26 protein-coding genes and 1 other annotated feature are annotated in these 25,729 nt (G+C 46.3%); of the genes, 22 read left to right on the plus strand and 4 right to left on the minus strand.

The genetic code is table 11. The features are described from left to right. Positions 1-78: 78 nt before the first annotated feature. The 11 genes from polA (at position 79) to thrS (ending at position 13,470) form a co-directional block, all read left to right on the plus strand. A complete protein-coding gene (polA, locus tag SFC66_RS06090) occupies positions 79-2,715 on the plus strand; it encodes a DNA polymerase I (protein ID WP_411217833.1) in 2,637 nt (878 codons plus the stop codon). Between the two features lie 21 nt (positions 2,716-2,736). Continuing rightward, the gene (gene mutM / locus SFC66_RS06095; protein ID WP_411217834.1) at positions 2,737-3,561 is read left to right on the plus strand and encodes a DNA-formamidopyrimidine glycosylase; all 825 of its coding nucleotides are present in this window, start codon (positions 2,737-2,739) and stop codon (positions 3,559-3,561) included. Between the two features lie 13 nt (positions 3,562-3,574). Continuing rightward, positions 3,575-4,171, plus strand: a complete 597-nt coding sequence (coaE, locus tag SFC66_RS06100; protein ID WP_411217835.1) for a dephospho-CoA kinase — start codon at positions 3,575-3,577, stop codon at positions 4,169-4,171. Between the two features lie 106 nt (positions 4,172-4,277). After that, complete coding sequence (locus SFC66_RS06105; protein ID WP_411217836.1) at positions 4,278-5,309, plus strand: glyceraldehyde-3-phosphate dehydrogenase; 1,032 nt, start codon at positions 4,278-4,280, stop codon at positions 5,307-5,309. A gap of 238 nt (positions 5,310-5,547) precedes the next feature. Then, the gene (gene speD / locus SFC66_RS06110; protein WP_411217837.1) at positions 5,548-5,922 is read left to right on the plus strand and encodes an adenosylmethionine decarboxylase; all 375 of its coding nucleotides are present in this window, start codon (positions 5,548-5,550) and stop codon (positions 5,920-5,922) included. Positions 5,923-6,095: 173 nt separating this feature from the next. Next, positions 6,096-7,331, plus strand: coding sequence for a beta-ketoacyl-ACP synthase II (fabF, locus tag SFC66_RS06115; protein WP_411217838.1), 1,236 nt, complete (start codon positions 6,096-6,098; stop codon positions 7,329-7,331). Positions 7,332-7,472: 141 nt separating this feature from the next. Next, positions 7,473-7,937, plus strand: coding sequence for a transcriptional regulator NrdR (gene nrdR, locus SFC66_RS06120; RefSeq protein WP_411217839.1), 465 nt, complete (start codon positions 7,473-7,475; stop codon positions 7,935-7,937). A 29-nt stretch (positions 7,938-7,966) separates the two neighbouring features. Beyond that, positions 7,967-9,322: a replication initiation and membrane attachment family protein gene (locus SFC66_RS06125; RefSeq protein ID WP_411217840.1), complete on the plus strand. Its 1,356-nt coding sequence runs from the start codon at positions 7,967-7,969 to the stop codon at positions 9,320-9,322. 21 nt (positions 9,323-9,343) lie between these two features. Continuing rightward, positions 9,344-10,279 (plus strand): primosomal protein DnaI, encoded by a 936-nt coding sequence (dnaI, locus tag SFC66_RS06130; RefSeq protein WP_411217841.1) that lies wholly within the window; start codon positions 9,344-9,346, stop codon positions 10,277-10,279. A gap of 112 nt (positions 10,280-10,391) precedes the next feature. Continuing rightward, the gene (gene ytxC, locus SFC66_RS06135) at positions 10,392-11,201 is read left to right on the plus strand and encodes a sporulation protein YtxC (RefSeq protein WP_411218701.1); all 810 of its coding nucleotides are present in this window, start codon (positions 10,392-10,394) and stop codon (positions 11,199-11,201) included. A 322-nt stretch (positions 11,202-11,523) separates the two neighbouring features. Further along, positions 11,524-13,470, plus strand: a complete 1,947-nt coding sequence (gene thrS, locus SFC66_RS06140) for a threonine--tRNA ligase (protein ID WP_411217842.1) — start codon at positions 11,524-11,526, stop codon at positions 13,468-13,470. A 456-nt stretch (positions 13,471-13,926) separates the two neighbouring features. On the opposite strand, the gene SFC66_RS06145 is transcribed toward thrS, so the two are convergent. Next, positions 13,927-14,418, minus strand: a complete 492-nt coding sequence (locus tag SFC66_RS06145; protein WP_411217843.1) for a DUF1648 domain-containing protein — start codon at positions 14,416-14,418, stop codon at positions 13,927-13,929. Between the two features lie 189 nt (positions 14,419-14,607). Then, positions 14,608-14,727: a sequence feature (ribosomal protein L20 leader region), on the plus strand. A 79-nt stretch (positions 14,728-14,806) separates the two neighbouring features. Between SFC66_RS06145 and infC the strand changes: the two genes are divergently transcribed. The 5 genes from infC to SFC66_RS06170 all read left to right on the plus strand — a co-directional run bounded on the left by infC (position 14,807) and on the right by SFC66_RS06170 (position 16,919). Beyond that, on the plus strand, positions 14,807-15,331 hold the full coding sequence (gene infC, locus SFC66_RS06150) for a translation initiation factor IF-3 (RefSeq protein WP_411214513.1): 525 nt from the start codon (positions 14,807-14,809) through the stop codon (positions 15,329-15,331). A 26-nt stretch (positions 15,332-15,357) separates the two neighbouring features. Beyond that, positions 15,358-15,552: a 50S ribosomal protein L35 gene (rpmI, locus tag SFC66_RS06155; protein ID WP_411217844.1), complete on the plus strand. Its 195-nt coding sequence runs from the start codon at positions 15,358-15,360 to the stop codon at positions 15,550-15,552. Between the two features lie 39 nt (positions 15,553-15,591). Continuing rightward, a complete protein-coding gene (rplT, locus tag SFC66_RS06160; protein WP_411214511.1) occupies positions 15,592-15,948 on the plus strand; it encodes a 50S ribosomal protein L20 in 357 nt (118 codons plus the stop codon). Between the two features lie 58 nt (positions 15,949-16,006). Next, entirely contained in the window at positions 16,007-16,267 is a 261-nt protein-coding gene (locus SFC66_RS06165; protein WP_411217845.1) for a DUF1294 domain-containing protein, read from the plus strand. 79 nt (positions 16,268-16,346) lie between these two features. Then, positions 16,347-16,919 carry a TVP38/TMEM64 family protein gene (locus SFC66_RS06170; RefSeq protein ID WP_411217846.1) on the plus strand — a complete coding sequence of 191 codons (573 nt, stop codon included), beginning with the start codon at positions 16,347-16,349 and terminating at the stop codon, positions 16,917-16,919. A 32-nt stretch (positions 16,920-16,951) separates the two neighbouring features. Here SFC66_RS06170 and SFC66_RS06175 read toward each other — a convergent pair whose 3' ends face one another. Continuing rightward, positions 16,952-17,326 (minus strand): hypothetical protein, encoded by a 375-nt coding sequence (locus tag SFC66_RS06175; RefSeq protein WP_411217847.1) that lies wholly within the window; start codon positions 17,324-17,326, stop codon positions 16,952-16,954. A gap of 113 nt (positions 17,327-17,439) precedes the next feature. Between SFC66_RS06175 and SFC66_RS06180 the strand changes: the two genes are divergently transcribed. Together SFC66_RS06180 and SFC66_RS06185 are read left to right on the plus strand one after the other, a co-directional pair. Next, positions 17,440-17,928, plus strand: a complete 489-nt coding sequence (locus SFC66_RS06180) for a dUTP diphosphatase (protein ID WP_411217848.1) — start codon at positions 17,440-17,442, stop codon at positions 17,926-17,928. Between the two features lie 18 nt (positions 17,929-17,946). Further along, on the plus strand, positions 17,947-19,026 hold the full coding sequence (locus tag SFC66_RS06185) for a M42 family metallopeptidase (protein WP_411217849.1): 1,080 nt from the start codon (positions 17,947-17,949) through the stop codon (positions 19,024-19,026). Between the two features lie 34 nt (positions 19,027-19,060). Here SFC66_RS06185 and SFC66_RS06190 read toward each other — a convergent pair whose 3' ends face one another. After that, positions 19,061-19,651 (minus strand): lytic transglycosylase domain-containing protein, encoded by a 591-nt coding sequence (locus SFC66_RS06190; RefSeq protein ID WP_411218702.1) that lies wholly within the window; start codon positions 19,649-19,651, stop codon positions 19,061-19,063. 120 nt (positions 19,652-19,771) lie between these two features. Beyond that, a complete protein-coding gene (gene sspI / locus SFC66_RS06195; RefSeq protein ID WP_411217850.1) occupies positions 19,772-19,984 on the minus strand; it encodes a small acid-soluble spore protein SspI in 213 nt (70 codons plus the stop codon). Positions 19,985-20,079: 95 nt separating this feature from the next. Here sspI and SFC66_RS06200 point away from each other — a divergent pair, with 95 nt between their 5' ends. The 4 genes from SFC66_RS06200 (at position 20,080) to SFC66_RS06215 (ending at position 25,707) form a co-directional block, all read left to right on the plus strand. Then, complete coding sequence (locus SFC66_RS06200; RefSeq protein WP_411217851.1) at positions 20,080-20,820, plus strand: TrmH family RNA methyltransferase; 741 nt, start codon at positions 20,080-20,082, stop codon at positions 20,818-20,820. Between the two features lie 338 nt (positions 20,821-21,158). Continuing rightward, positions 21,159-22,193, plus strand: coding sequence for a phenylalanine--tRNA ligase subunit alpha (gene pheS, locus SFC66_RS06205; protein WP_411217852.1), 1,035 nt, complete (start codon positions 21,159-21,161; stop codon positions 22,191-22,193). Between the two features lie 14 nt (positions 22,194-22,207). Continuing rightward, positions 22,208-24,634, plus strand: a complete 2,427-nt coding sequence (gene pheT, locus SFC66_RS06210) for a phenylalanine--tRNA ligase subunit beta (protein ID WP_411217853.1) — start codon at positions 22,208-22,210, stop codon at positions 24,632-24,634. 584 nt (positions 24,635-25,218) lie between these two features. Further along, positions 25,219-25,707, plus strand: coding sequence for a GNAT family N-acetyltransferase (locus SFC66_RS06215; RefSeq protein WP_411217854.1), 489 nt, complete (start codon positions 25,219-25,221; stop codon positions 25,705-25,707). Positions 25,708-25,729: the final 22 nt, after the last annotated feature.

Here is a 25,729-nt window from a genome sequence, read left to right on the forward strand (position 1 = left end):
ACGATCTTTTTTGTTTCGGGAAAGAAACATGGTAAACTAATGAAAAGGGACAGGAACGATGACAAAGGAGTTTTATGTATGACAAATAAATTGGTTTTAATCGATGGAAACAGTATAGCTTATCGTGCATTTTTTGCACTTCCGCTGCTGAATAATGATAAAGGCATCCATACCAATGCGATCTATGGCTTCACGACGATGCTGCTTCGCATTTTGGAAAATGAAAAGCCGACGCATCTGTTGGTCGCTTTCGATGCAGGCAAGACGACTTTCCGACATGAGACGTATAAAGAATACAAGGGCGGTCGCCAAAAGACGCCACCTGAGCTTTCCGAACAATTCCCGCTGCTCCGTGAACTGCTGGATGCTTTTTCGATCAAGCATTATCAGCTGAATCAGTACGAAGCCGACGACATCATCGGGACGCTTGCAAAGCAGGCTGAAGCAGGTGATTTTGAAATAAAAGTCATTTCCGGAGATAAAGATCTATTGCAGCTTGTCAGCGACAAGACGACGATTCAGCTCACTCGCAAAGGAATCAGTGAAATCGACGCTTATACGCCGGATTTCCTGCTTGAAAACATGGAAGTGAAACCAGAGCAGATCATCGATATGAAAGCACTCATGGGTGACAGCTCCGACAACATACCTGGCGTTCCCGGGGTCGGGCAGAAAACAGCAGTCAAATTGCTGAAACAATTCCAGACGCTTGATAATATTTATGAGCAGCTTGATGATGTTTCAGGCAAAAGCATCAAGCAAAAGCTTACCGACAACAAGGAATCTGCCTTCATGAGCCGTGAACTGGCAACGATCGAGACGAATGCCCCGATCGAGGTGAGTCTTGCTGACATCAATTTTGATGGCTATCAAAATGCTGCTGTCAGTGCTCTCTTCAAAGACCTGGGCTTCCAGTCATTGCTCGCAAGAATCGGAGAAGAAGGGGAAGCTGAAGAAGCATCCCAGGAGCTGACGCCGCTGGAGGTGACAATCGTCAATGAGATAACGGGGGATTTGTTCACAGGAGAAGATGCGCTTGTCGTGGAAATGCTGACGGATAACTACCATACGGCGCAAATCGAAGGCTTCGGTCTGGCCAATAAAAACGGCGCTTATTTCATCCCGTCGGATGTGGCATACAAATCCGACGTCTTCAAAGCTTGGGCTGCTGACAGCTCCAAAGCAAAATGGGTGTTCGATGTGAAGCGTTCCGTTGTGGCGCTGCTGCATCATGGCATTACGCTTGAGAATGCAGATTTTGACTTGTTATTGGCATCCTATTTGATCAACCCATCGGAAAATCACCATGACATTCCGGCAATCGGACATCGTCTTGGTAAGAAAGATGTGTTATACGACGAAGAAGTTTACGGAAAAGGCGCGAAAATGAAAGTGCCGGATCTGGAGGCTTTCAGTGAGCATCTTGGCCGGAAAGCGATGGTCATATACAAGCTGAAGCCAGAAGCAGAAGAAAAGCTGTCGGAAAATGAGCAGCTGGAGCTGTTCTCCAATCTGGAAATGCCGCTCGCTGCAATTTTGGGAGAGATGGAGTACTTTGGCGTTCAAGTGGATGTCGACCGAATCAAGGAGATGAAAGAAGAGCTTGGCGGAAGACTTTCGGAGATCGAGCGTAAAGTCTATGAGCTTGCAGGAGAAGAATTCAATTTGAATTCACCAAAGCAGCTTGGTCCGATTCTTTTCGAGAAGCTCGGCTTACCGGTTATCAAAAAGACAAAAACAGGCTACTCCACATCAGCGGATGTGCTGGAGCAGCTGGCTGACAAGCATGAAATCATCCAGCAGCTACTGCTTTACCGTCAATTGGGCAAACTGCAATCCACATATATCGAAGGGTTGCTGAAAGTGGTCGATAAAGATACAAACAAAATTCATACCCGCTTCAACCAAGCGTTGACTCAGACTGGTCGCTTGAGCTCGACGGAGCCGAATTTACAGAATATCCCGATTCGGCTGGAAGAAGGGCGCAAAATCAGACAAGCATTTGTGCCTTCGACCGAGAACTCAGTCATTTTTGCCGCCGACTATTCCCAAATCGAGCTGCGTGTGCTGGCACATATCGCACAAGATGAAAAATTGATTGAGGCATTCAATGAAGGCATGGATATTCACAGCCGGACGGCAATGGATGTTTTCCATGTCGAAGAGAAGGACATCACGAGCAATATGCGGCGCCAAGCGAAGGCAGTCAACTTTGGTATCGTCTATGGTATCAGTGATTATGGATTGTCCCAGAGCCTTGGCATCACGCGTAAAGATGCGCAGCAATTCATCGATCGTTATTTGCAGAGCTTTCCGGGTGTGAAGACTTATATGGAAGATATCGTACAGGATGCCAAGCAAAAAGGATATGTCTCCACAATCATGAACCGCCGACGTTATCTACCGGATTTGACGAGCCGGAACTTCAACCAGCGCAGTTTTGCAGAACGTACAGCGATGAATACACCGATTCAGGGCAGTGCGGCGGATATCATCAAAAAGGCGATGATCGATTTGGCAGAACGTCTCGAGTCTGAGCAGATGGAAGCGAAGCTCTTGCTGCAAGTGCATGATGAATTGATTTTGGAAGCACCTGAATCCGAAATAGAGAAATTGAAAGAAGTCGTACCGGATGTCATGGAGCATGCGGTGAAGCTCGACGTGCCGCTGAAAGTGGAATATGCATACGGCAAAACATGGTACGACGCGAAATAAGCACGGAAAGAAGGACAGGAAATGCCGGAATTACCAGAGGTTGAAACAGCCAGGAGGACACTCGAACAGCTTGTGATCGGAAAGACAATCGCTGATGTGACTGTCCGCTGGTCTAAAATAATTAAATTCGGTGAAGGCGTCGAGCATTTCGTCGAGCGGCTCAAAGGGCAGACATTCCGTTCCATCGGTCGAAAAGGCAAGTTTCTTATGTTCTATTTGGATGGAGACGTTCTTGTATCGCATTTGCGGATGGAAGGTAAGTTCTCCGTAAAACCAGAGGAAGAGCCCGATGACAAGCATACCCATGTTATCTTTCACTTGACGAATGGGGAACAGCTTCGTTACAACGACGTCCGCAAATTCGGTACGATGCATTTGTTCAAGGAAGGACAGGAATATGATACTCCGCCGCTGACTTTGGTCGGACCTGAACCGTTTGATGAATCGTTCACGCTGGACTACTTCAAGGAGAAGGTGCAGCGCAGCAGTCGCATGATCAAGAATATTTTGCTGGATCAGTCGGTGGTGGCTGGTTTGGGAAATATTTATGTGGATGAGACGCTTTTCAAAGCGGGCGTTCATCCGGAACGCCGCGGATCTTCCATGGAAGATATGGAACTCATCCGCATTCAGCAGGCTGCGGCCGAGACACTGCTCGAAGCTGTCGAAAAGGGCGGCAGCACGATTCGCAGTTATGTGAACAGCCAGGGTAAAATCGGAACCTTCCAGCAGCAGTTGCTCGTATATGGACAGCAAGGAACACCATGCCCGAACTGCGGCCGTGAAATCGCCAAAATAAAAGTGGGCGGAAGAGGCACACATATCTGCACAGCATGTCAGCACTAAGGAGGAACCAGTCGTGGGCATTGTAATTGGTTTGACCGGAGGCATAGCATCCGGCAAGAGCACCGTGAGCAATTTATTCAGGGACTGCAATATTCCGGTTGTTGATGCAGACATAGTCGCCCGGGAAGTGGTCGAGCCGGGTGAACCTGCTTTGGCTGCCATTGTCGAAGCATTTGGATCTGATGTCCTGCTGGTGGATGGCTCACTGGACCGCCCTAAACTCGGCAGCATCATTTTTCGTGATCCCAAGAAGCGGGAGCAGCTGAATACCATCGTGCATCCTGTTGTCAGGGAACGGATGACTGCTGACAGAGATCGTTTGCTTACGCAGCACCCAGCAGTCGTTCTCGATATCCCGCTCTTATTTGAAGGGGATCAGCTGCATCTTGTCGACAAGATAGTCGTTGTCACGGTCGATCCACAAGTGCAGCTGGAGAGATTGATGATTCGTAATGACTTGACGGAGCAGGCGGCATTGGACCGAATCAACAGCCAGATGCCGCTATCAGAGAAAGCTGCCAGGGCTGATGCGGTCATTGATAATAATGGGAGTAAAGCGCAAACGAAAGTCCAGCTGGAAAAACTTTTAAGAGAATGGAACATCATCTAGGAGCCTTATAAAAAGGGCTCCTTTTTGATTCGCATTTTTCCTTTAATGTGTTATACTTATTTCATAAATCATTAGTATAGTGTGACACATTAAAGGAGGCAATTCGATGACAACTCGTATCGCGATTAATGGATTTGGCAGAATCGGACGATTGGTATGCAGAAGGGCGATGGAAATGCCTGATATGGAAATAGTAGCTGTGAATGCTTCCTACCCGGCAGAAACGCTAGCTCACCTTCTCCGCTACGATAGCGTCCACGGAAATTTGGATGCTGCTATTACGGCAGAAGCTGGTGCAATCGTATATGATGGGAAAAGGATTTTGGTTGTAGGGGAAAGGGATCCGCTGCTATTACCATGGAGGGATCTGGAAGTCGATGTCGTCATTGAGGCAACAGGAAAATTCTGCTCACAGGAAGCGGCATCTGCCCATCTGGATGCCGGTGCCAAGAAAGTTGTCATAACTGCTCCAGGAAAAAATGTCGATGCTACAATCGTAATCGGTGTCAATGACCAGGTTTATCAAGGTGACGTGCATAGCATCGTTTCCAATGCTTCTTGCACAACGAATTGCCTAGCGCCGGTTGTCAAAGTGTTGGATGAGAACTTTACAATCAAGAATGGTTTGATGACAACCGTTCATTCCTTTACAAATGACCAAAAAAATATCGATAATCCGCATAAGGATTTGCGCAGGGCCAGAGGCTGTACACAATCGATCATCCCGACGACGACAGGTGCAGCCAAAGCCTTGGCAGAAGTACTGCCGCATCTGAAGGGGAAGCTGCATGGCATGGCCTTGCGTGTTCCGACTCCGAATGTCTCGCTTGTCGACTTGGTTGTGGATGTGGAGGAGTCTGTAACAGCAGAGCAGGTGAATGATGCTTTTCGGACTGCTGCAGGAACGGATATGCGAGGAATCATTTCCTTCAGTGAAGAGCCGCTTGTATCCATCGATTACACGACAACATCGCAATCGGCTACCATCGATGGTTTGTCGACCATCGTCATGGAAGAAAAGAAGATAAAGGTAATTGCTTGGTACGACAATGAGTGGGGCTATTCCTGCCGCGTAGTCGATTTGGCTCAGCTAGTCGGGAGCAGTCTCCTGCAACAAGATCGAGCGGAAATCATCTGAATGAATACTACCCCTTTTGAATCAATTTTGGGACGTATGCTTGCCAAACAGATACAAACACTATATACTTCTTTTTGCATGCATCTTTGGTGCAGGCAAGCATAAAGTCAAAACTGTTTTCCTGAAGGATTTTTGCATCAAGTGACTGCTTAAAGGGTTAGGACCTCTTTGGACTAACTTTCCCCCGTGGCAATTCACGCATCTATTTTTTAGGTAAATATTTAAAGGGGGAAGTACATTGGATACAATGGGAAGACATGTTATTGCGGAACTATGGGATTGTAACGAAGAGAAGCTGAATGATATGCAGCTGATCGAACAGATTTTCGTCGATGCGGCATTGAAATCAGGAGCTGAAGTACGGGAGGTTGCCTTCCACAAATTTGCGCCGCATGGCGTGAGCGGAGTGGTCATCATCTCTGAATCGCATTTGACAATTCACAGTTTTCCGGAACATGGCTACGCCAGCATTGATGTATACACTTGCGGTAACATCATTGACCCGAACGTAGCAACCGATTATATCGTTGACGCGCTTGAAGCCAAAACTTGTGAAAAAGCCGAGCTTCCGCGGGGCATGGGTCCTGTGGCAGTACAGCCGAAATCACATTGATATTTGTATAACCAACCCTGTTCCTTTTAGGAGCGGGGTTTTTTAATGTTGTATTTCCATCCAGGAAAATGGCAAGCCTACATAATGGAGATAAAAGCTTACGGTCGCAATTTAATCGGACTTCAGATATAATAGCAGGTACTAATAGTTACTGCTAGAAAGAAGGTATGTTTTTGAATAGACGTGTCGTAGTTACTGGATATGGTGCTGTTACGCCGCTTGGTTCGGACGTAGAGACATTTTGGAATAATATCAAAGCTGGTGAATCCGGCATCAAACAATTGGATCCGGAGAAATTTGCCGGAATCGCTTCACAAATCGGCGGAACTGCCAGCGGATTTGATCCGGAGCAGTATTTGGATAAAAAAGAGATCGAACGCTATGACTTGTATAGCCAATTTGCATACGGCGCTGCAGTGCAGGCGATGGAGCAAGCAAATCTGTCAGCCGATACTGTCGATCCGGAGCGTGTGGGGATTTATATCGGTTCTGGTATCGGCGGTGTGAATACAATTCTGGATAATCACGCCACAATGCTTGAAAAAGGTCCAAGACGTGTTTCACCGTTCATGGTGCCGATGATGATTTCAAACATGGCAGCGGGAATCGTTTCGATCAAGACTGGATTCAGCGGACCAAGCTTCGCACCTGTTTCTGCTTGTGCTACCGGGAACCATGCGATCGGGGAAGCCTTCCTGAATATCAAGCACGGGCTGGCAGACGCCATCCTTGCTGGAGGAGCGGAAGCATCGATCACGCCGTTCGCATATGCAGGCTTCACGAAAATGCGGGCAATGAGCACGCAAAACGATACACCCCAAACTGCAAGCTCGCCTTTCGATGCCAACCGTGATGGTTTCGTCATGTCGGAAGGGGCAGGTATTTTAGTGCTGGAAGAGCTGGAGCATGCGAAAAAACGCGGTGCGGTCATCCTTGGTGAAGTAATTGGATATGGATCCACAACGGATGCACATCATATTACGTCTCCTAACTATCTTGGTCCTGCCCGTGCCATGAAATTGGCGATGCAGATGGCTGATTTGAAGCTTGAAGATGTGGATTACATAAATGCACACGCGACAAGTACACCAGAGGGAGATAAAACTGAAACTAAAGCGATAAAAACAGTATTTGGAGAAACAGCCGGTGACGTGCTGATAAGTTCGACAAAATCGATGACAGGTCATCTGTTCGGTGCAGCAGGTGCTGTTGAAGCAATCATCACGCTTAAAGCACTGCAAGAAGGCATCGTGCCTCCAACGATCAATTATCGGGATGCTGATCCTGACTGTGATTTATCTTATGTACCGAACGAAGCAGTGGAGAAGGATTTGACAGTTGCTTTGTCGAATGGTTTCGGTTTCGGCGGACACAACGCGGTGCTTGCATTGCGAAAATGGAAAGGGTAGCCCTCGGCTGCCTTTTTTTGTTGAAGGAAGAACGCTTCGATTTTTCGCTCCAATCGTGGTAGAATAGGAAAAAGACGATACAGAAGTGTCGCAAATGCGCGAAGCCTGTCGAGGCTTGCGGAAGTAATGGGGTGGATCGGCATGAGATGTCCAAACTGCCAATATAAAAGCACAAAAGTACTAGACTCCCGTCCCATCGAGGAAGGGCGTTCCATCCGGCGACGCAGGGAATGTGAAGACTGCGCTTTTCGTTTCACGACATTCGAACGTATCGAAGCAACACCGTTGATCGTTGTGAAAAAAGAAGGAACACGGGAAGAATTCAGCAAAGAAAAGCTCATGCGCGGTTTGATCAAAGCTTGTGAAAAGCGTCCTGTTGCATTGGAGCAAATTGAATATATCGTAGCGGAAGTAGAGAAAGAACTGCGCAACAGCGGTACATCAGAAGTACAAAGCAAGGAAATCGGCGAGATGGTCATGGAACGTCTTTCAGATGTGGATGAAGTGGCGTATGTCCGTTTTGCCTCCGTTTACCGGCAATTCAAGGATATCAGTGTCTTCCTTGATGAATTGAAAGACTTGATCAAAACCGATAACAAAGAGTAAGACTTTGCAAGAAGGAAAGGAAAGATTGTATGAACAGTCAGCATATCGGGAAGCTTCTGCCGGCTGATGGTTATATGATACGGATGAAGTCGGTGCTCCCAGACGGATATTCGGTAGCATTGACTCATTTGTATCAGCCATTGCTCGGAATGCAGGCGGTGACTTTATACCAGACACTTGTCAACGAATTCGTCGTCCATCACGGTACATGTGAACCGAAAACGCATCATATGCTGATGACATTGCTGGATATGCCAATGGATCAATTATACGATGCAAGGCTGCAACTGGAAGCGATTGGTCTCATCCGCACGTTTCAAAAGCAAGGGGAAGAGAATTTGTATACGTATGATTTGTATGCGCCTTTCTCACCCGATAGCTTTTTCGAGGACGATATGCTGTCCCAGCTGCTGTATCACCAATTAGGGGAAAGTAGATTCAAGCAGATGCGTGATCTTTTCATCAAAGAAGAAAAGCTTCCTGAAGAGGCAGAGGAAATCACGGCGTCCTTTGATGCCGTTTTTTCGGCGGATCAGCTGACTAAGCACCATGTTCCCCCGCTGAAGACTGCTTCAAGCAGCTCCGATCAGCAGCGCGGACCGTCCATCGAAGCCGATGTAGTCGATTTCGAATGGCTGCAGCAATCCTTGAAACAGCGGATGCTCGAACCGGAACTGATCCTTACACCGCGGAATCGGAAGCTGATGGAACAGATGACGGTATTGTACAGCTTGACATCGCCGGAGTTGGATAAAGCATTGCTCTGGGCGGTTTCGGATACACATGAGCTGAATCCTGCGGAGTTCAAAGCTGCTTGTCACGACCTGTTTTTGGCCCGTCCTAAAACATCGGAAACGAAAGTGATGGAACTTCCGCAAAAGGATGCCAAACAAGAAATAACAGCAACAACAAAGCAAGAACAGCTCATCCAGCTGCTCGAGACAATATCTCCAAAACAGCTGCTGGAAGATATATCAGGCAATGGGACAGCAGCCGCAGCGGACTTGAAAATCATCCGTGATGTCATGGCCGAACAAGGAATGGCGCCTGGTATCATGAATGTATTGGTGTATTACGTGCTGCTCAAGTCCGATATGAAGTTATCGAAGGCTTATATGGAGAAAATAGCGGCACATTGGGCGCGTAAAAAAGTCAGTACCGTACAGGAAGCGATGGAGCTTGCAAAAAGCGGCAGCCAGCCTTGGAACACAGCAAGTGGCAGCAAGCAGCCTGCTGCCCGAAGAAAAAATACTGGGCGTAAAGAAGTGGTACCGGAGTGGTTCGATCAAAAAGGCAAGGTGGAAGCACCTGCCAGTACGGCTGTGACAGATGTGGATGTGGCAGAAATGCTTAAAAAATTCAATGCTAATAAAAAGCGGGTTTAAGTGATAGCAGGGGGTGTGTGTATGGAACCCATTCAAGCGTCATTAAAGAAATGGATGCAGGAAAATAAGAATTTCAAAGAGAATTTTGAGCGCATGCAGCAGCAGGTGAGACAAGACCCCGAGGTCAAGTCCGTTTTGGAAGCAAACCCGCAGCTGACTGAGCAGGATATCCAACGGAACCTGATGCGCCTTTATGAATATACAACACAATCGAAGCAATGCCAGGATTGCCCTTCACTTGATGAATGCCGCAATATTTTGAACGGCTATACACCAAGGTTGGAAGTGGAAGGAAAAGCGATTCGTCTTGCATACGATAAATGTCATTCGCGCTTGCAGCACGAAGAACGTCAGAAGCAGCAATCACGAATCAATAGCTTGTACATGCCGAAGGATATCCTGGAGGCATCGACCGAGATGCTTGATCTCAGTGATGCGGAACGTCAGCAAGCCATTATGAAGACATTGCAGTTCCTCGAGCAGACGAACGATGCGATTCCTGAGAAAGGTTTGTATTTCTATGGTCCATTCGGTGTTGGAAAAACATATTTCCTGGGAGCGATTGCCAAGGATCTTGCTGATAAGAATATATCCAGCATGCTTATTTATATGCCGGAGTTTGTCCGTGAAATGAAAGCATCGCTGAAGGATGACTCTGTCAATGAGAAAGTCGAGATGTTCAAGAAAGCCCCGGTCCTCATGCTTGATGATATCGGGGCCGAATCGCAATCGGCTTGGTTCCGGGATGAGATACTTGGTTCCATCCTTCATTACAGGATGATGGAAAGGCTGCCGGTATTCTTCACGTCCAACTACTCGATCGCACAGCTGGAAGAGCAGATTGCTACGACCAACCGCGGTGATGTGGAGCGCGTGAAGGCAGGCAGGATCATGGAACGGATCAAGCGGGTCGCAACCGAGGTTCCGTTGTTCGGGAAAAACAGAAGAAACGATTAACTCATAAAAGACGAGCCAAAACCTGGCTTGTCTTTTTTTTGGCTCATAATTCCATTTTTCGCCCATATACTGTAACAGTTGATAGTGGCGAGGGTGGTTGATATTGCGTAAAGTGTTTATCAAATCAAAGCAAGAAATGGATACATTTTGTTCGTGCCTGACCATGCTTGATAATACGGAGAAGGTTTATGTGGACGAAGATGAGCGCTGGGGCTATGCAGCGACGATTCACGATGGCTACCACCAGCGGATAGCGTTGGCTCTGGTTGAAACATTCCTGTATCACCGGGAAACAGACTGGATCAAACAAGTTGCCAGGGAAGTATATTATTTCAAGGATGAAGAAGCGATCAAGCGCATAGCTGAACTGACACATACGATGATCGTGGGGGATAGGTATGAAGAAGCTAAAGAACCTAGCCTTCCGCGGCAGCGAATCACTAAAAGTTTTCAAGAAATAGCTGCTAAGCACCTCCGGGTATTTTATGATGCCGTCATTCAATTTCGCAGCAGCGGATACAAAGAAGCTCTCATCGAAATAGTAGGGGATGCAATAGAAGAATATAAGCTGGAAGAAGAGTATCAGCTATATGTGGAAAACTTGCGGGAATATATCGGAAAAAAAACAGTCCAGCCACAAGTGATCCATGTCATACAAGGGCAAGATTTTTCCTTCTATAAAGATGAGGGCACACGATTTTCAAATGAGGAAATCAATGCGTATGCAGAAGAGGAACCGCTATTCCTGGCAGGGATCGGCAAACAAGAAAAGAATATTACACCGCTGATTGCCATGTCTCCGCAAAAGATCTATCTATATGGAGATCAACCTTCGGAACCGAAAACACTAACTGTCATCAATATCTTCCAGGAAAGAGCTGTCTACCTTCCATTACATCAATTTCCTTTCTCGCGTTATTAGCATGTCCTTGCTTTTTCCTGCATGAGCGCTTATACTTATTTTATATGAAAAAGCGACAATAAAGGACATGATAGCAAAACCACTTGCGCTTTAGAGAGGGAAGCCCAGGCTGAAAGCTTCCTGCACAAACTTTGCTGTTACCGCCTTTTACAGCTCTGCCGGGGGACAACGTGAAACCGGCGGCGTCTGATCTGCGTTATAGATCCTTGAGCCGGTGAAATATTGCCGGGAATTAGGGTGGAACCACGTGATGAATGCTCGTCCCTTTGTACACGATCAGTGTGCAAAGGGACGGGCTTTTTATATTTAGGAGGAAGAAACAATGGCAGAAGTATTAGAATTTATTTTCCCGGATGGAGCTAAGAAAGAATTCCCTGTCGGAACAACTGGCGAAGATATTGCAGGCTCCATCTCTTCAGGTTTGAAAAAGCAAGCAATCGCAGTCAATGTCGATGGTGTTGCATTCGATTTGCGCACAGAGCTGCCAAATGGCGGAGCGATTGAAATCGTGACACTGAAACAAGAACAAGGCGTGGAAATCATGCGTCACTCAGCTGCCCATTTGCTTGCCCAAGCAGTAAAACGTTTGTATGGCAAAGTGCAATTTGGTGTAGGACCGGTCATCGAGAATGGCTTCTTCTATGATATGGATTTGGAAGCTAGCATCACACCGGAAGACCTTCCGAAAATCGAAAAAGAAATGCAGCGGATCGTTGACGCCAACCTTCCGATCGTCCGAAAAGTTGTCACTCGTGAAGAAGCAAAAGCGATGTTCACGGAAATCGGTGATGACTTGAAATTGGAATTGATCGATGCAATTCCGGAAGACCAAGATGTAACAATCTACGAGCAAGGCGAATTCTTCGACCTTTGCCGCGGAATCCATGTTCCGTCCACAGGGAAGATCAAAGTATTCAAGCTGCTTAGCATCTCCGGCGCTTACTGGAGAGGTAATAGCGATAACCAAATGCTGCAGCGTATTTACGGTACTGCTTTCGAGAAGAAAAACGAATTGGAACACCATTTGAAAATGCTTGAGGAAGCAAAAGAACGTGACCACCGCAAACTAGGAAAAGAGCTGGAATTGTTCACTGTTTCCCAGAAAGTCGGACAAGGTTTGCCGCTTTGGCTGCCAAAAGGTGCGACAATCCGCCGTACAATCGAGCGCTACATCGTCGACTTGGAAGAAAGACTGGGTTACGACCATGTGTACACACCAGTACTAGGCAGTGTAGATCTTTATAAAACAAGCGGACACTGGGATCATTATAAAGATGATATGTTCCCGCCGATGGAAATGGACAATGAAGACCTTGTCCTACGTCCGATGAACTGCCCGCATCATATGATGGTGTACAAAAATGAATTGCACAGCTACCGCAGCCTGCCGATCCGTATCGCCGAGCTTGGTACGATGCACCGACATGAAATGTCCGGAGCCCTTGCCGGCTTGCAGCGCGTTCGTGCCATGACATTGAATGATGCACATATCTTCGCACGTCCGGATCAATTGAAGGATGAGTTCATCCGTGTTGTCCAATTGGTACAGGCTGTGTACAAGGACTTTGGAATCGAAGACTATTCCTTCCGTCTTTCTTATCGTGATCCGGAAGACAAAGAGAAATATGTCGATAATGATGCAATGTGGGATAAAGCACAAGCAATGCTGAAAGAAACAATGGAAGATCTTGAGCTTGATTACGTGGAAGCAGAAGGTGAAGCGGCATTCTACGGTCCGAAGCTTGACGTTCAAGTGAAAACTGCTCTTGGTAAAGATGAAACACTTTCCACTGTTCAGTTGGACTTCCACTTGCCGGAACGCTTTGATCTGACATATATCGGTGAAGACGGGAAAGAACATCGTCCAGTCGTCATCCACCGTGGTGTTGTATCGACAATGGAACGTTTCGTTGCCTTCTTGATCGAAGAATACAAAGGTGCCTTCCCAACATGGCTTGCACCAGTCCAAGCGAAAATCATCCCGGTTTCCCCTGAAGCACACTTGGCATACGCACGCCAAGTAGAGGATGCCCTTCGTATGGAAGGTATCCGTGTACAAGTAGACGAGCGCGATGAGAAGATGGGCTATAAGATCCGTGAAGCGCAAGTACAGAAGATTCCATTCCAAATCGTCGTCGGCGACCAGGAAGTATCTGATGGAGCTGTAAATATCCGCCGTTACGGAGAACAACAATCCGAAACGAAAGATCTGAAAGCTTTCGTTGCAGATATTAAGGATGAAGTAGCGAAGCGGGTATTGCGTAAGTAAGAGAAGAAAATCCTTTCATCACTATTGTGGTGGAAGGATTTTTTTGTGTTTGATAAGGTAGATGAAGAGACTATATGGTTCGAGGTGGCTGTAAGGTGACAGGATTTATACTTTTTTCTTACACATGACTTTTAACGTTCTTAATTCGGTGGTAAGGATGAAGATAGTTGCTTCTGCTTTTTAGCTATCTTTATACATGGAATGTATAGGCGTGTAACTGCGATTTTGAATTGTAAAAAGTAAACTAGGAAATTCATTTTTCCGGAAACAAAAATGATGTAATTATTAATATTAAAGATGTTATCATAGCGATGAACATCCACATATTTAAAATTTCAGGATTTATCTCTGTGAATTGCTTCAAGATTGTTGCTGGAATCAATGAACCTAATAGAATGAATGCTGCTGCTGGTCGAAGTGCATTTCTCATTTTCTTCATTTACTCAACCTTTCTCATTACTTTATTTTTCGCTGGTTCATCATACCTGTCACAATAGGATAAAAAACTGCTGATAATATAATTAACATCGTCCATCCATTGCCATCATCAATCCAGCCTAAACCGATCATACTGAATTCCATATCGATGAAGCAAAAGACCAGTACACATATGTTCTTCAGCTTATTCACCATTTTTCTGCTATTCAGGTAGAAAGCAGCCATGTTTTGATCATTCAAACGATCCGGATAATTGTGTATCCGAGGGTATTTCTCCAATAGATGAAAAAGGATAAAAAGTACAAGACTTATAGCGGGAAGGAGGAGCAGGCTTTCTTTTGCCGCCCAGTCATCTACATGTCCAGTCAAACCCATATGCAGAGGAACTTGCTCGGGCAGCGTACGCCAGATTGTAATCAAAAATATGACTGTAGCAATATAACTGCCGATCCCGATTATATCCCAGGCGTTTTCGCCATGACTTTTCGGTATATCAAGCTTATTGTGCATTCATTTATCACCCCTTGGTTTACATACGAATCAGACGGGGAATATGTTTCGTCTGGATTATTTTGAAACGAGAGGTTGTCAGTATCCAAAGAATGTGTTACATTAGTTGAGCAGGATTACTGGGCTTCAATATGATTGACAGCATTCATCAGCTATGATAAGATTGTAAAAGTGAAATAAATATTGATCTGAGACAAGCAGAAGTACCCACTTCTCACCTGATTGACGCCGCTTGGCAGTTGGCAGGTACAAAACAGTGTTCTAGGACAAGTGTGGGTGCCGTATGCGTACCGGCATTTTTTTTATGCTTTTTTACAACCATGTTTAACTGATAAGCGGCGGATATCTTGTCCCCGATCATAAGTTTCCCAAAATATCCTGGAGGTGGATGATTATTAGCAAAGATACGAACATCAATGAGAAAATTCGTGCACGTGAGGTTCGACTCATTGATTCAAACGGTGACCAGCTTGGCGTTAAATCCCGTCAAGAAGCATTAGAAATTGCACAAACAAGAAATCTTGATTTGGTGCTTGTGGCTGCAAACGCAAAACCACCCGTGTGCCGGATTATGGATTATGGTAAATACCGCTTCGAACAGCAAAAGAAAGAAAAAGAAGCGCGTAAGAACCAGAAAATAATCAACGTAAAAGAAGTTCGTTTGAGCCCGGGAATCGAGGATCATGACTTCAACACGAAGCTTCGCAACGCGCGTAAGTTTCTTGAAAAAGGCGATAAAGTAAAGGCTTCCGTTCGTTTCCGCGGACGTGCCATTACGCATAAAGAATTAGGCCAAGAAGTTCTCGAAAAGCTTGCTGGAGAGTGCAAGGATGTTGCAACGGTTGAAATGAAACCGAAAATGGAAGGCCGCAGCATGTTCCTAATGCTTGCTCCGATAGCTGAGAAACAGTAAGCCGAAGGATATAAGGAGGAAATACGATGCCAAAAATGAAAACCCACAAAGGGTCCGCTAAACGTTTCAAGAAAACAGGTACTGGAAAAGTAGTTCGTAACCACGGTTACACAAGCCACTTGGCTGCTAACAAATCCACTAAACAGAAACGTAAACTTCGTAAAGATGCACTTGTTTCTGCTGGGGATCTTAAACGTATCAAACAAATGCTACCTAAATAATAAAATCAAAGAATTTTTTGTCCTATAGGAGGGAATACTATGCCACGTGTAAAAGGTGGAACAGTAACGCGTCAGCGTCGTAAACGCGTTCTTAAGTTAGCTAAAGGTTATTACGGTGCGAAACATGCACTATTCAAAACTGCAAAACAACAAGTAATCAAATCAGGTCAATATGCATACCGTGACCGCAGACAGAAAAAACGTGACTTCCGTAAACTTTGGATCGCACGTATCAATGCTGCTGCACGTATGAACGAACTTTCTTACAGCCGTTTGATGCACGGTCTTAAACTTGCTGGTATCGAAGTAAACCGCAAAATGCTTTCAGAGCTTGCAATCTCTGACGAAAAAGCATTCGCACAACTTGCTTCTAAAGCAAAAGACGCATTGAAATAAGTTTTCTTAAAGCCGCTATCCTTCGATAGCGGTTTTTTGTATAGAGAGGAAGATATAAGTGGATCTGTTCATCAGTGTTTATCTGCTGGTTGTCAACATTCTGCTGTACGCTTGGATGGGGATCGATAAACAACGAGCCAAGGCGCACGAGTGGCGCATCAGTGAACGGAGATTATGGATCACAGCGATCATCGGCGGTGCACTTGGCGGCTGGCTCGGGATGCAGATGTTCCGACATAAAACGAAGCATAACGCGTTCGTCTTCGGCTTTCCATGTCTTGTCGTCATGCATGTCCTGCTCATTCTCTTCTTCTTGTAAGATAAAATACGAAGTGCTTGTCATAAAGGCTCGTCTCCTGTCATATGTATTAGAGACAACTTAGAGGGAGTGAGCAGCAATGGATCAGGTAGGTTCGGTCATGTTGACAGTCGTCGCAACCGGGGGGTTGTTTGCGCCATTTTTATTCATTCTACTGTATCTCCTGCGGCCTGCTTTGTTTCTGCCTGTCGTTTTCCTTTGCATTTCAGGCGGTATCCTGTTCGGCGCCATCGCTGGTACCGTTTTATCCATCATCGGTATCACGGCATCCAGTATGTTGTTTTATGCCATCGCGCAGCGTTTTCCGCGATCAGCGAACAGGATCCTCCTGCTGAAACAGAAATTGATCGGCAGACACACGAGCTTTACGACATCACAGGTTGCTTTGATGCGGCTGGTTCCTTTCATTCACTTCCACATCTCGAGTGTTTGTTTGATGGAGACGAATCGCAATTGGAAATCGTATGGGAAAGCATCTTTTTTATCGAGTATCCCATTGGCAGCGGCATATTCATTTGCCGGCACTTGGCTTCGTTACCTGCCGCCAGCAGCGATTGCAGGGGTCATGATCGTCTTGCTTATCTGCATCTATTTGATGCGGAAAAAGGAATTCACGATCAAATGGGAAGAGTTTTTCAGGGAAAGCGCATAAAACACTGGGGCTTAACCAAGCTCCAGTGTTTTTTATATTTCAGTCAGGACAAGATCTTTTAATGGCTGCTTCCATTCGATATGCGCATAAGGGAAGTGACTGAGGATACATTCTTCCATTTTATATAAGTCGTTTCGGGAAAAGCCGGATAATCGATCTGGCTGGGCAGCGTTCATCACGACCTTGGTCACTTCGATGCTGTCCTCCCTCGGATGCAAATATTTCTTTCCGATCATCCTGTAACCACGGTAATAGAGGGTGAAATGATGATCATATTGCTCCCGGTATTCCACTTCTTCGGCATCTGTTCCGGAGCGGTCATTGGCCGGGTTATTTCTTGCTTTCATGATGGTGTAGAACAATAGAACTGCTGCACCTGCAAGCAAAAGGAGAAAAATGATCTTCATAGCGAGCAGGCCTCCTTTACTTTTTGTATAGATACGATTACGCTAAAGAAGAAGTTTCATCCGTTTTACTATACCCTCCCTACATAGGAATAACGCAAGAAGGAGTTTTAACGATGGATTACGAATACCTTTTCAGTAAACAGCGTGAGCTGGATGCTTATATCGAAGAAAAACTGGAATCAGCGGATCGTGATGATCTTTTCCGCAAGAAAATTTTGGCATTGCAAGTCGAGGTCGGGGAACTGGCCAATGAGACACGCTGTTTCAAATTTTGGAGCAGAAAAGGTCCGAGCGAGCAAAGCGTCGTATTAGAGGAATATGTCGATGGACTGCATTTTATCCTGTCAGTCGGGCTTGATAAAGGTCTTACATATAAGTCTGCAGTGTTATCCAGCGATGAAATGGATCAAACGGATGCATTTTTGGAGCTGTATTCAACAATCGGTGCTTTTTATGCCGACCCGGTCCAAGAAACATATGATGTACTTTTCCAAAGTTTCCTGAAGCTTGGACAGCTGCTTGGCTTCAACGAAGCGTCAATCTTGGAAGCGTATAAGCAAAAAAATGAAGTGAATCATACGAGACAAGACCAAGGCTACTAAATCGAGGAGGATGACATCATGAATGAAAAATTGCAGATGCTGAAAAGGTTGACGGATGCACCAGGTGTTTCAGGAGATGAAGCAGGGATCCGCAAAGTGATGCGACATTATATTTCACCTTATTCCGATGAGGTAACGACAGATAATCTTGGAAGCTTGATTGCGACACAAAAAGGCAGCAAAGCGGACGGACCGAAAGTGATGATTGCCGGCCACCTTGACGAGATTGGCTTCATGGTGACGCGTATCGACAACAATGGTTTTCTGTATTTCCAGACGCTCGGCGGCTGGTGGAGTCAGGTGATGCTGGCGCAGCGTGTGACAGTCCATACGAAAAATGGGGAGCTAGTCGGAATCATCGGCTCCAAACCGCCGCACTTGCTGTCACTTGAAAAACGGAAAAAACCTGCTGCGATAGAGGAGATGTTCATCGATATCGGTGCCGGAAGTAAAGAAGAAGCAGAATCATTCGGCGTACGCCCTGGCGATTCAGTACTGCCTTACTTCGAATTCACGAAGATGAAAAATGAAAAACTGCTTTTGGCCAAAGCATGGGATAACCGCATCGGCTGCGCCGTCGCAATCGATGTCCTGAAAAATCTGCATGACACAGACAAAGAAGCGACTGTGTATGGCGTCGGAACGGTCCAAGAAGAAGTAAGAAGACGGGGAGCTACGACGTCTGCCAACAAAATCGGTCCGGATATTGCTTTTGCAGTCGATACTGGTATCGCAGGTGACACACCTGGCATCAGTGATAGGGAAGCGACAGGCAAGCTAGGTGCGGGTCCTCAGATCGTATTATATGATGCAGCCCATATTTCCCATAAAGGATTACGTGACTTGGTCATAGAGACAGCTGAGGAGCTTGCGATTCCTTATCAATATGACACAATCAAGGGCGGTGCGACGGATGCCGGCAGCATCCATTTGACGGGGGAAGGTGTCCCGAGCCTGACGATCGGTATTCCGACACGTTATATCCATACACATGCAGCCATGCTCCATGAAGATGATTATGATAATACAGTGAAGCTTTTGACTGCCGTAGTCCGCAAATTGGATAATGATACAGTCGAAAAAATCACTTATTCTTAAAGAAAGACCAGCTCCCAAGTGGAAGCTGGTCTTTTTAAGCCAGATAACTGCCCATTATTTTGCTTACATACTTCGTCGTTTCAGAAAACGGCGGAATGCCATTATATTTGTCGACGTTGCCAGGACCTGCGTTGTATGCAGCCAGGGCGAGGCTTGTATTGCCATTATAACGGTCGAGCATCTGTTTCAGGTATTTCGTGCCCGCCATCACGTTTTGCTCGGGATCGAAGCTGTTCGTCACGCCAAGTCCAGCTGCGGTAGCTGGCATCAGCTGCATCAGGCCTTGTGCACCTACACCGCTTTTCGCCGATGGATTGAAATTCGATTCCATTTTAATCACGGAACGGATAAGCTTTTCGTCGACTCCGTATTTATTGGCAGCATCCGCGATGATAGTATCGATTCTTTTATTGCCGGAACTCTCGGGAGTGCGGTCCGCACTGTTCGTTGTAACGGATTGCACTTGCGGTAAGGCTTGCGGCTGGGTCATGGTGCTCATTGATACATAAGGATTAAGTCGCACCGGACTAGTATTCATCGACTGCATGAGCAAATCGCTGAAAGACTGGCTTGGGACTGCTGACGATGATGAAAGAGCTGTACGCTGCTGATAAGCAGCAAGCATCGTCGGACTAAGTGTGGAAAGCAGATAAGATGTATCCAAAAAACATATCTCCTGTCACATATTGATAGTCCAATTGTAGCTCAAAAGTACCTGGGGGACAAGACCTATTTAATCCATTTCTTAGGCTTGTGATTGCACGCCTTTAGCGAGTGCATCGACCATTTCCTGCTTTTCCTGATCAGTTGCGTTCTTCCAGATAAGCTCGAATAAAACACCGAGACCTGGGAGCAGGACTTCCCTTCCGTCTATGGAGTCTGAGATCGTAGCTTCCAGCTGTTCTTCATTATTGTCTTTGATATTGGCATAAATGGCACGGCGAATATTGATATCCACGCATGAGCACCTCCTCAACTTTTTTATAGTTTGACCGCTGCTTGTAAAACTATGTATGATAGAGGATATGTCGAGAAAGAGGAAGTGAACGTGCGTTGATTACATCAACTCAAAATGCCCAAGTGAAACAGTGGCAGAAACTGAAACGAAAAAAAGACCGGATAAAAACGAATACTTTCCTGATAGAAGGCTTCCATCTTGTAGAGGAAGCGATCAAAGCAGGCTGGACAGTCGATCAGCTCATACTGCGGGAAGAAACGGAACAACCGGAATGGGCGTCACATCTGGAGGCAGTTTCCGTGTCCGATCATGTCTTCAAATCGATCACCGAAACAGAGACACCGCAAGGAATCGCAGCTGTAGTCCAAATGCAGGATAAGAAACTGAAACGCCATAACCGCATCCTGCTGCTTGATGCAGTACAGGATCCCGGTAATTTGGGTACGATCATCCGGACAGCGGATGCAGCAGGCTATGATGCTGTTTACGTTGGCGAAGGGTCAGCTGACCGTTATAACCACAAGGTGATCCGCGCGACACAAGGATCCATTTTCCATTTACCGGTCCTGACTGCGGATTTGGCTTTGCTTTTACCTGAGCTGCAGGATAACGGCTATACGGTTTGGGCTGCCGCTTTGGAAGGAGCAGTTGATTACCGCGATCTGACAGCACCGGACAAAACGGCATTGCTTGTCGGAAACGAAGGTGCCGGCATCGACAAACGCTTGATTGCGCAAAGTGATATGGCCGTGAAAATTCCGATTTTCGGAAAAGCGGAATCGTTGAATGTGAGCATCGCAACGGGAATTTTGCTGTATCATACGGTGAAAAGGTAAAAGCAGGTTGCAAGATGTCCCGGGATTTTCTATAATGAAACAAGATCAATATTGAGATGCGTGGAAAGAGTCAGTAATCCCTGCAGATCGCGAGCAACAGGAAGGTGTGCCTTGACTGAGAGCATGCCAGCAGCGGCAGTGGATGAACCTTCACTCTGGAGCAGGCACCGGGACCTTGTCTTATGACAAGTAAAGGTGTAACCGGATTGCTAGATCCGTTATCAAGCTTCAAGTTGGGTATATATATATACCAACAAGGGTGGTACCGCGAATGAAAGCTCGTCCCTTTTCGGAGGGAGGGGCTTTTTTTATGCTCAAAAATCATAGGAGGCAAAAGCATGAGAGAAAAACTCGAAGCGTTACAAGCAGAAGCCATCGAGAAAGTGCAGCAAGCAGATAATCTGCAGAGTTTACAAGATGTGCGTGTCGCATACTTAGGCAAAAAAGGCCCGATCACGGAAGTGCTTCGCGGCATGGGGAAACTTCCCCCCGAAGAACGTCCAGTCATCGGGGAATTGGCGAATAAAGTCCGTGAGGCGATTGCGACTGCGCTTGACAGCAAGAAAAATTTACTGGAAGAAGCAGCACTGAATGAACAGCTGCAAAAAGAAGCAATCGATGTCACCCTTCCAGGACGTCCCGTCAAGACAGGCGGCCCGCATCTTTTGACTAGCATCATCGAGGAAGTGGAAGATCTTTTCCTTGGCATGGGCTTTGAAATCAAGGAAGGTCCGGAAGTGGAAACCGATTACTTCAATTTCGAGGCTTTGAACTTGCCGCAGGACCACCCGGCACGTGATATGCAGGATACTTTCTATATCACCGATCATTTGCTCCTGCGTACGCAGACGTCCCCAGTCCAGGCGCGCACAATGCGTGAGTATAACGGGGACAAAGCGATCAAAATGATTTGCCCGGGTATTGTATACCGACGTGACAGCGATGATGCAACGCATTCCCATCAATTCACCCAAATTGAAGGCTTGCTTATCGATAAGAACGTTCGGATGAGTGACTTGAAAGGCGTTTTGCTGGAATTCTCCCGCAAATTGTTCGGAGCAGACCGTGAAATCCGCCTTCGTCCGAGTTTCTTCCCATTCACTGAACCATCTGTCGAGGTGGATGTGACATGTAAGGTTTGTGACGGTAAAGGCTGTAACGTATGTAAGCATACCGGCTGGATCGAGATCCTTGGTGCGGGCATGGTGCATTCCAATGTATTGCGCATGAGCGGCTATGATCCGGAAGAATATTCCGGATTTGCATTCGGTATGGGTGTGGAGCGGATTGCGATGCTCAAATACGGCGTTGATGATATCCGCCACTTCTACACGAATGATGTCCGATTCCTATCGCAATACCATAAGGCATAACGGGAGGCAAAAATATGTATGTATCTTTAAATTGGCTAAAACAATATGTAGACATAGATAATATTTCACCAGAGGAGCTGGCGGAGAAAATCACGCGCTCAGGTATAGAAGTGGAAGGTATCGAGCGTGTGGCACCGGAAAGCACGAACGTGTTTGTCGGCTATGTGGAAAGCTGTGAGCAGCATCCGAATGCAGACAAGCTGAATCTTTGCCAAATCAACGTTGGCACAGAGACGTATCAAATCATCTGCGGTGCACCGAATATCGCCCAAGGGCAGAAAATCGCAGCAGCACTTCCTGGAGCGCGTCTTCCAGGCGGCGTGAAGATCAAAAAAGCGAAGCTGCGCGGTGTGGAATCGCATGGCATGGTCTGCTCGCTGCAGGAACTAGGCATCGATGAGAAATTCGTTCCGAAAGATGTTGCGGATGGTATTTTCGTTTTCCCAGAGGATACGGAAGTTGGAGCTCCAGTAGCGGAATTGCTTAATCTGGATGATGTCATCCTTGAGCTTGGTTTGACACCAAACCGAGCCGATGCGATGAGCATGCTTGGTGTTGCCTATGAAGTGGCAGCCATCCTTGGCAAAGAAGTCAAGCAGCCGGAAGAAACATATCAGACAAGCGACAGCAAAGCGGCTGATCTTGTATCTGTGAAAGTGGAAGACGGTGAGCTTAACCCGTATTACGGCGCGTTCGTCATCGAAGACGTAAAAATTGGCGCATCACCTCTTTGGATGCGCAATTACTTGATGGCAGCAGGCATTCGCCCGATCAATAACGTTGTCGATATCACAAACTATGTATTGCTTGTTTACGGACAGCCGCTGCATGCGTTTGATTACGACAAAGTAGCAACCAAAGAGGTTGTTGTGCGTACGGCTAAGCCGGGCGAAACAATCCAGACGCTGGATGACCAGGAACGTACGCTTGTAGGTGATGAGATTGTCATCACAAATGGTTCTGAACCAATCGCGCTTGCAGGTGTGATGGGCGGAGCTAATTCTGAGGTTTCCGATGATACGAAAACAGTATTGCTGGAAGCAGCCTACTTCGAGGCACGTGCCATCCGCCGTTCCAGCAAGCATCATAACTTGCGCAGTGAAGCGAGCGCACGCTATGAAAAAGGTATCGATCCGAATCGCGTGAAACGAGCAGGTGCATATGCAGCACGTCTACTTGCTGCATATGCGGGCGGTAAGATTGCACAAGGAGTCGTCGAGTTTGATGAGCTTGATCGTCAGGAAAAGCAAGTCAAAATCGATACTGCCAGTGTCAATAACCGTCTAGGTACAGCAATTTCAGATGAGGAAATCGCGAGCATCCTGACAAGACTGCAGTTCGGATTCGAACAGAATGGCAGTGAATTCACTGTCTCTATCCCGACAAGACGCGGTGACATCAGCTTGTTCGAGGATATGCTCGAGGAAATCGCCCGTATTTATGGCTATGATAATATCCCGTACACATTGCCTGAAGGGGAAGCATCCGCTGGTAAACTGACAACAAAGCAATACTTGAAGCGTCAGCTGAAGCAATACTTGCAAGGTGCAGGACTGATGGAAACGATCACGTACTCCCTGACAAGCAAAGCGCGCACAGAGATGCTCGTCAGTCCGGATGTGAAAGCAGAAACAGTTTATCCGGTTGCGCTGAAAATGCCGATGAGTGAGGAACATAGCCATTTGCGTCTCAGCATCATTCCAGAACTTGTGGATACACTTTCCTACAACGTCGCTCGTAAACAAGAGAACTTGGGCTACTTCGAATTTGGTCGTGTCTTCCTTTCCAAAGAGGAACAAATTTCCGAGCAGCCGACCGAAACAGCGCGTCTTGCTGGTGCACTGACTGGTGCTTGGATGGAACAGCCTTGGCAGCAGGAGAAAAAAGCAGTCGACTTTTATGTGGCAAAAGGAATTGTAGAAGGCATTTTCGCACAGCTGGATCTGGAACCAGTCTTCCAGCAAGCGCAAGTAGATGGCTACCATCCAGGCCGTACAGCAACTGTTAGCCATAATGGCCGTACCGTCGGAGTTGTAGGCCAGCTGCACCCGACAGTTCAAAAAGCGTTCGACCTGAAAGAAACATATGCCTTCGATTTGGATATCGCGTATTTGTTGGGTCAATACAAGGAAGAACCAAGCTTCCGCACCATCCCGCGTCATCCTTCTGTTACGAGGGATATCGCATTGGTTGTCGATGAATCAGCACATGCAGGCGACATCCAGCGCACCATCCGCGAAGCAGGCGGAGAACTTGTACAGCAAGTACAGATCTTTGATGTCTATCAAGGAGAGCATATGGAAGCAGGCAAGAAATCGATCGCCTACACCGTGCTTTACCAAGATCCAACACGCACGCTGACAGATGAAGAAGTGGAAGCATCCTATAACAGCATCATTGAAAATGTGAAAGAGAAGCATGGTGCGGAATTAAGAAGTTAAGTTTAAAAGGGTAATGAAGCTGAAAAGCTTTGTTACCCTTTTTTATATGAAGAAGGCTAAAGGATCTTTGTTAGCTAATTCCCTTATATGTAATTTTTTACATAAGGGTGTGGTATTGTATTATTAGCAGTGTACTAGGGAGGGATGGGAATGCGTCTTACTTTAAAAGACATAACATACTTGGTACTGTTGGTCATATTCTTACTTATTAGTGTATACGGTATCATTCAAGGAGGCAGGATTGGGCCGGGGTTGATGATTTTAGCGGGCATTAGTATCTTAGGTGGATTAGTTCGTAGGATAAAACAAAGAAAAAGTGTGGAAGAAAAAACTACGAATTGACTATGATAAAGAGAATCTCATGGATAATCTATTCACTATCGAGTTTCAATTGAAGCTTTCGGATTACATAAATAAGAAAAATCAAGAGGGGTATGAGGCTATTTCGGTGTATTGTGCTATCAGTATCCAGAGAATTTATATAGAGTGACCTTGTATTTTCTCCCTAATCTCCTTTCTCGCTTAAAATGATTGTTTTACTTAGATAATCTAGAATAGAGGGCAACCATAAAGGGGGAGAGTCCGTGCGTATTATCAAAGCTGATTTGCTGCATGCAGAAGCAATTGCTCGTATCTGTGCAGAAGGCTGGAAACAGACAGTAGAAGAAAAGTTAAGTGAGGAAACTCAACAGCAAACTATCGATCAATGGTATAACCTTGCTCGAGTGAAGCGAGATATTGCCAGCGGCGGCTATGGTTACGTTGCTGTTAGAGCGGATGAAGTCGTCGGTGTCATTGGGGGCAGCGTGACGACACCTGATACAAGTGAAGTGTTTGTACTTTACGTTGATGAGAAAGACCGTTATTTCGGTACTGGTACTATGCTGCTTCAAGCTTTGACACAAGATCATAAGCAGCAAGGTGCATCTTGTCAATGGGTATCTGTCCAGGAAGGAAACCAGCATGGCATACCATTCTATGAAGCAACGGGCTTCCTGTGTAAAGAGCAGAGGGAAAGTGTAAAGGATACGGGAGAAACTCATGTGATACTCCGCTATTATCGGGAAGTATAACGTTAAAAGACAGAATTCCTGT

This window comes from Terribacillus saccharophilus (assembly GCF_046592895.1).
GTDB lineage: Bacteria > Bacillota > Bacilli > Bacillales > Amphibacillaceae > Terribacillus > Terribacillus saccharophilus_D.

Coding starts and splice junctions, on each gene's coding strand:
- thrS (WP_411217842.1), top strand. CDS start 11,524: ATGGCAGAAGTATTAGAATTTATTTTCCCGGATGGAGCTAAGAAAGAA.
- SFC66_RS06190 (WP_411218702.1), bottom strand. CDS start 19,651: ATGCTTGCTGCTTATCAGCAGCGTACAGCTCTTTCATCATCGTCAGCA.
- SFC66_RS06170 (WP_411217846.1), top strand. CDS start 16,347: ATGGATCAGGTAGGTTCGGTCATGTTGACAGTCGTCGCAACCGGGGGG.
- SFC66_RS06180 (WP_411217848.1), top strand. CDS start 17,440: ATGGATTACGAATACCTTTTCAGTAAACAGCGTGAGCTGGATGCTTAT.
- infC (WP_411214513.1), top strand. CDS start 14,807: ATGATTATTAGCAAAGATACGAACATCAATGAGAAAATTCGTGCACGT.
- SFC66_RS06175 (WP_411217847.1), bottom strand. CDS start 17,326: ATGAAGATCATTTTTCTCCTTTTGCTTGCAGGTGCAGCAGTTCTATTG.
- SFC66_RS06145 (WP_411217843.1), bottom strand. CDS start 14,418: ATGCACAATAAGCTTGATATACCGAAAAGTCATGGCGAAAACGCCTGG.
- mutM (WP_411217834.1), top strand. CDS start 2,737: ATGCCGGAATTACCAGAGGTTGAAACAGCCAGGAGGACACTCGAACAG.
- pheT (WP_411217853.1), top strand. CDS start 22,208: ATGTATGTATCTTTAAATTGGCTAAAACAATATGTAGACATAGATAAT.
- rplT (WP_411214511.1), top strand. CDS start 15,592: ATGCCACGTGTAAAAGGTGGAACAGTAACGCGTCAGCGTCGTAAACGC.
- polA (WP_411217833.1), top strand. CDS start 79: ATGACAAATAAATTGGTTTTAATCGATGGAAACAGTATAGCTTATCGT.
- SFC66_RS06185 (WP_411217849.1), top strand. CDS start 17,947: ATGAATGAAAAATTGCAGATGCTGAAAAGGTTGACGGATGCACCAGGT.
- pheS (WP_411217852.1), top strand. CDS start 21,159: ATGAGAGAAAAACTCGAAGCGTTACAAGCAGAAGCCATCGAGAAAGTG.
- SFC66_RS06125 (WP_411217840.1), top strand. CDS start 7,967: ATGAACAGTCAGCATATCGGGAAGCTTCTGCCGGCTGATGGTTATATG.
- dnaI (WP_411217841.1), top strand. CDS start 9,344: ATGGAACCCATTCAAGCGTCATTAAAGAAATGGATGCAGGAAAATAAG.
- nrdR (WP_411217839.1), top strand. CDS start 7,473: ATGAGATGTCCAAACTGCCAATATAAAAGCACAAAAGTACTAGACTCC.
- rpmI (WP_411217844.1), top strand. CDS start 15,358: ATGCCAAAAATGAAAACCCACAAAGGGTCCGCTAAACGTTTCAAGAAA.
- SFC66_RS06105 (WP_411217836.1), top strand. CDS start 4,278: ATGACAACTCGTATCGCGATTAATGGATTTGGCAGAATCGGACGATTG.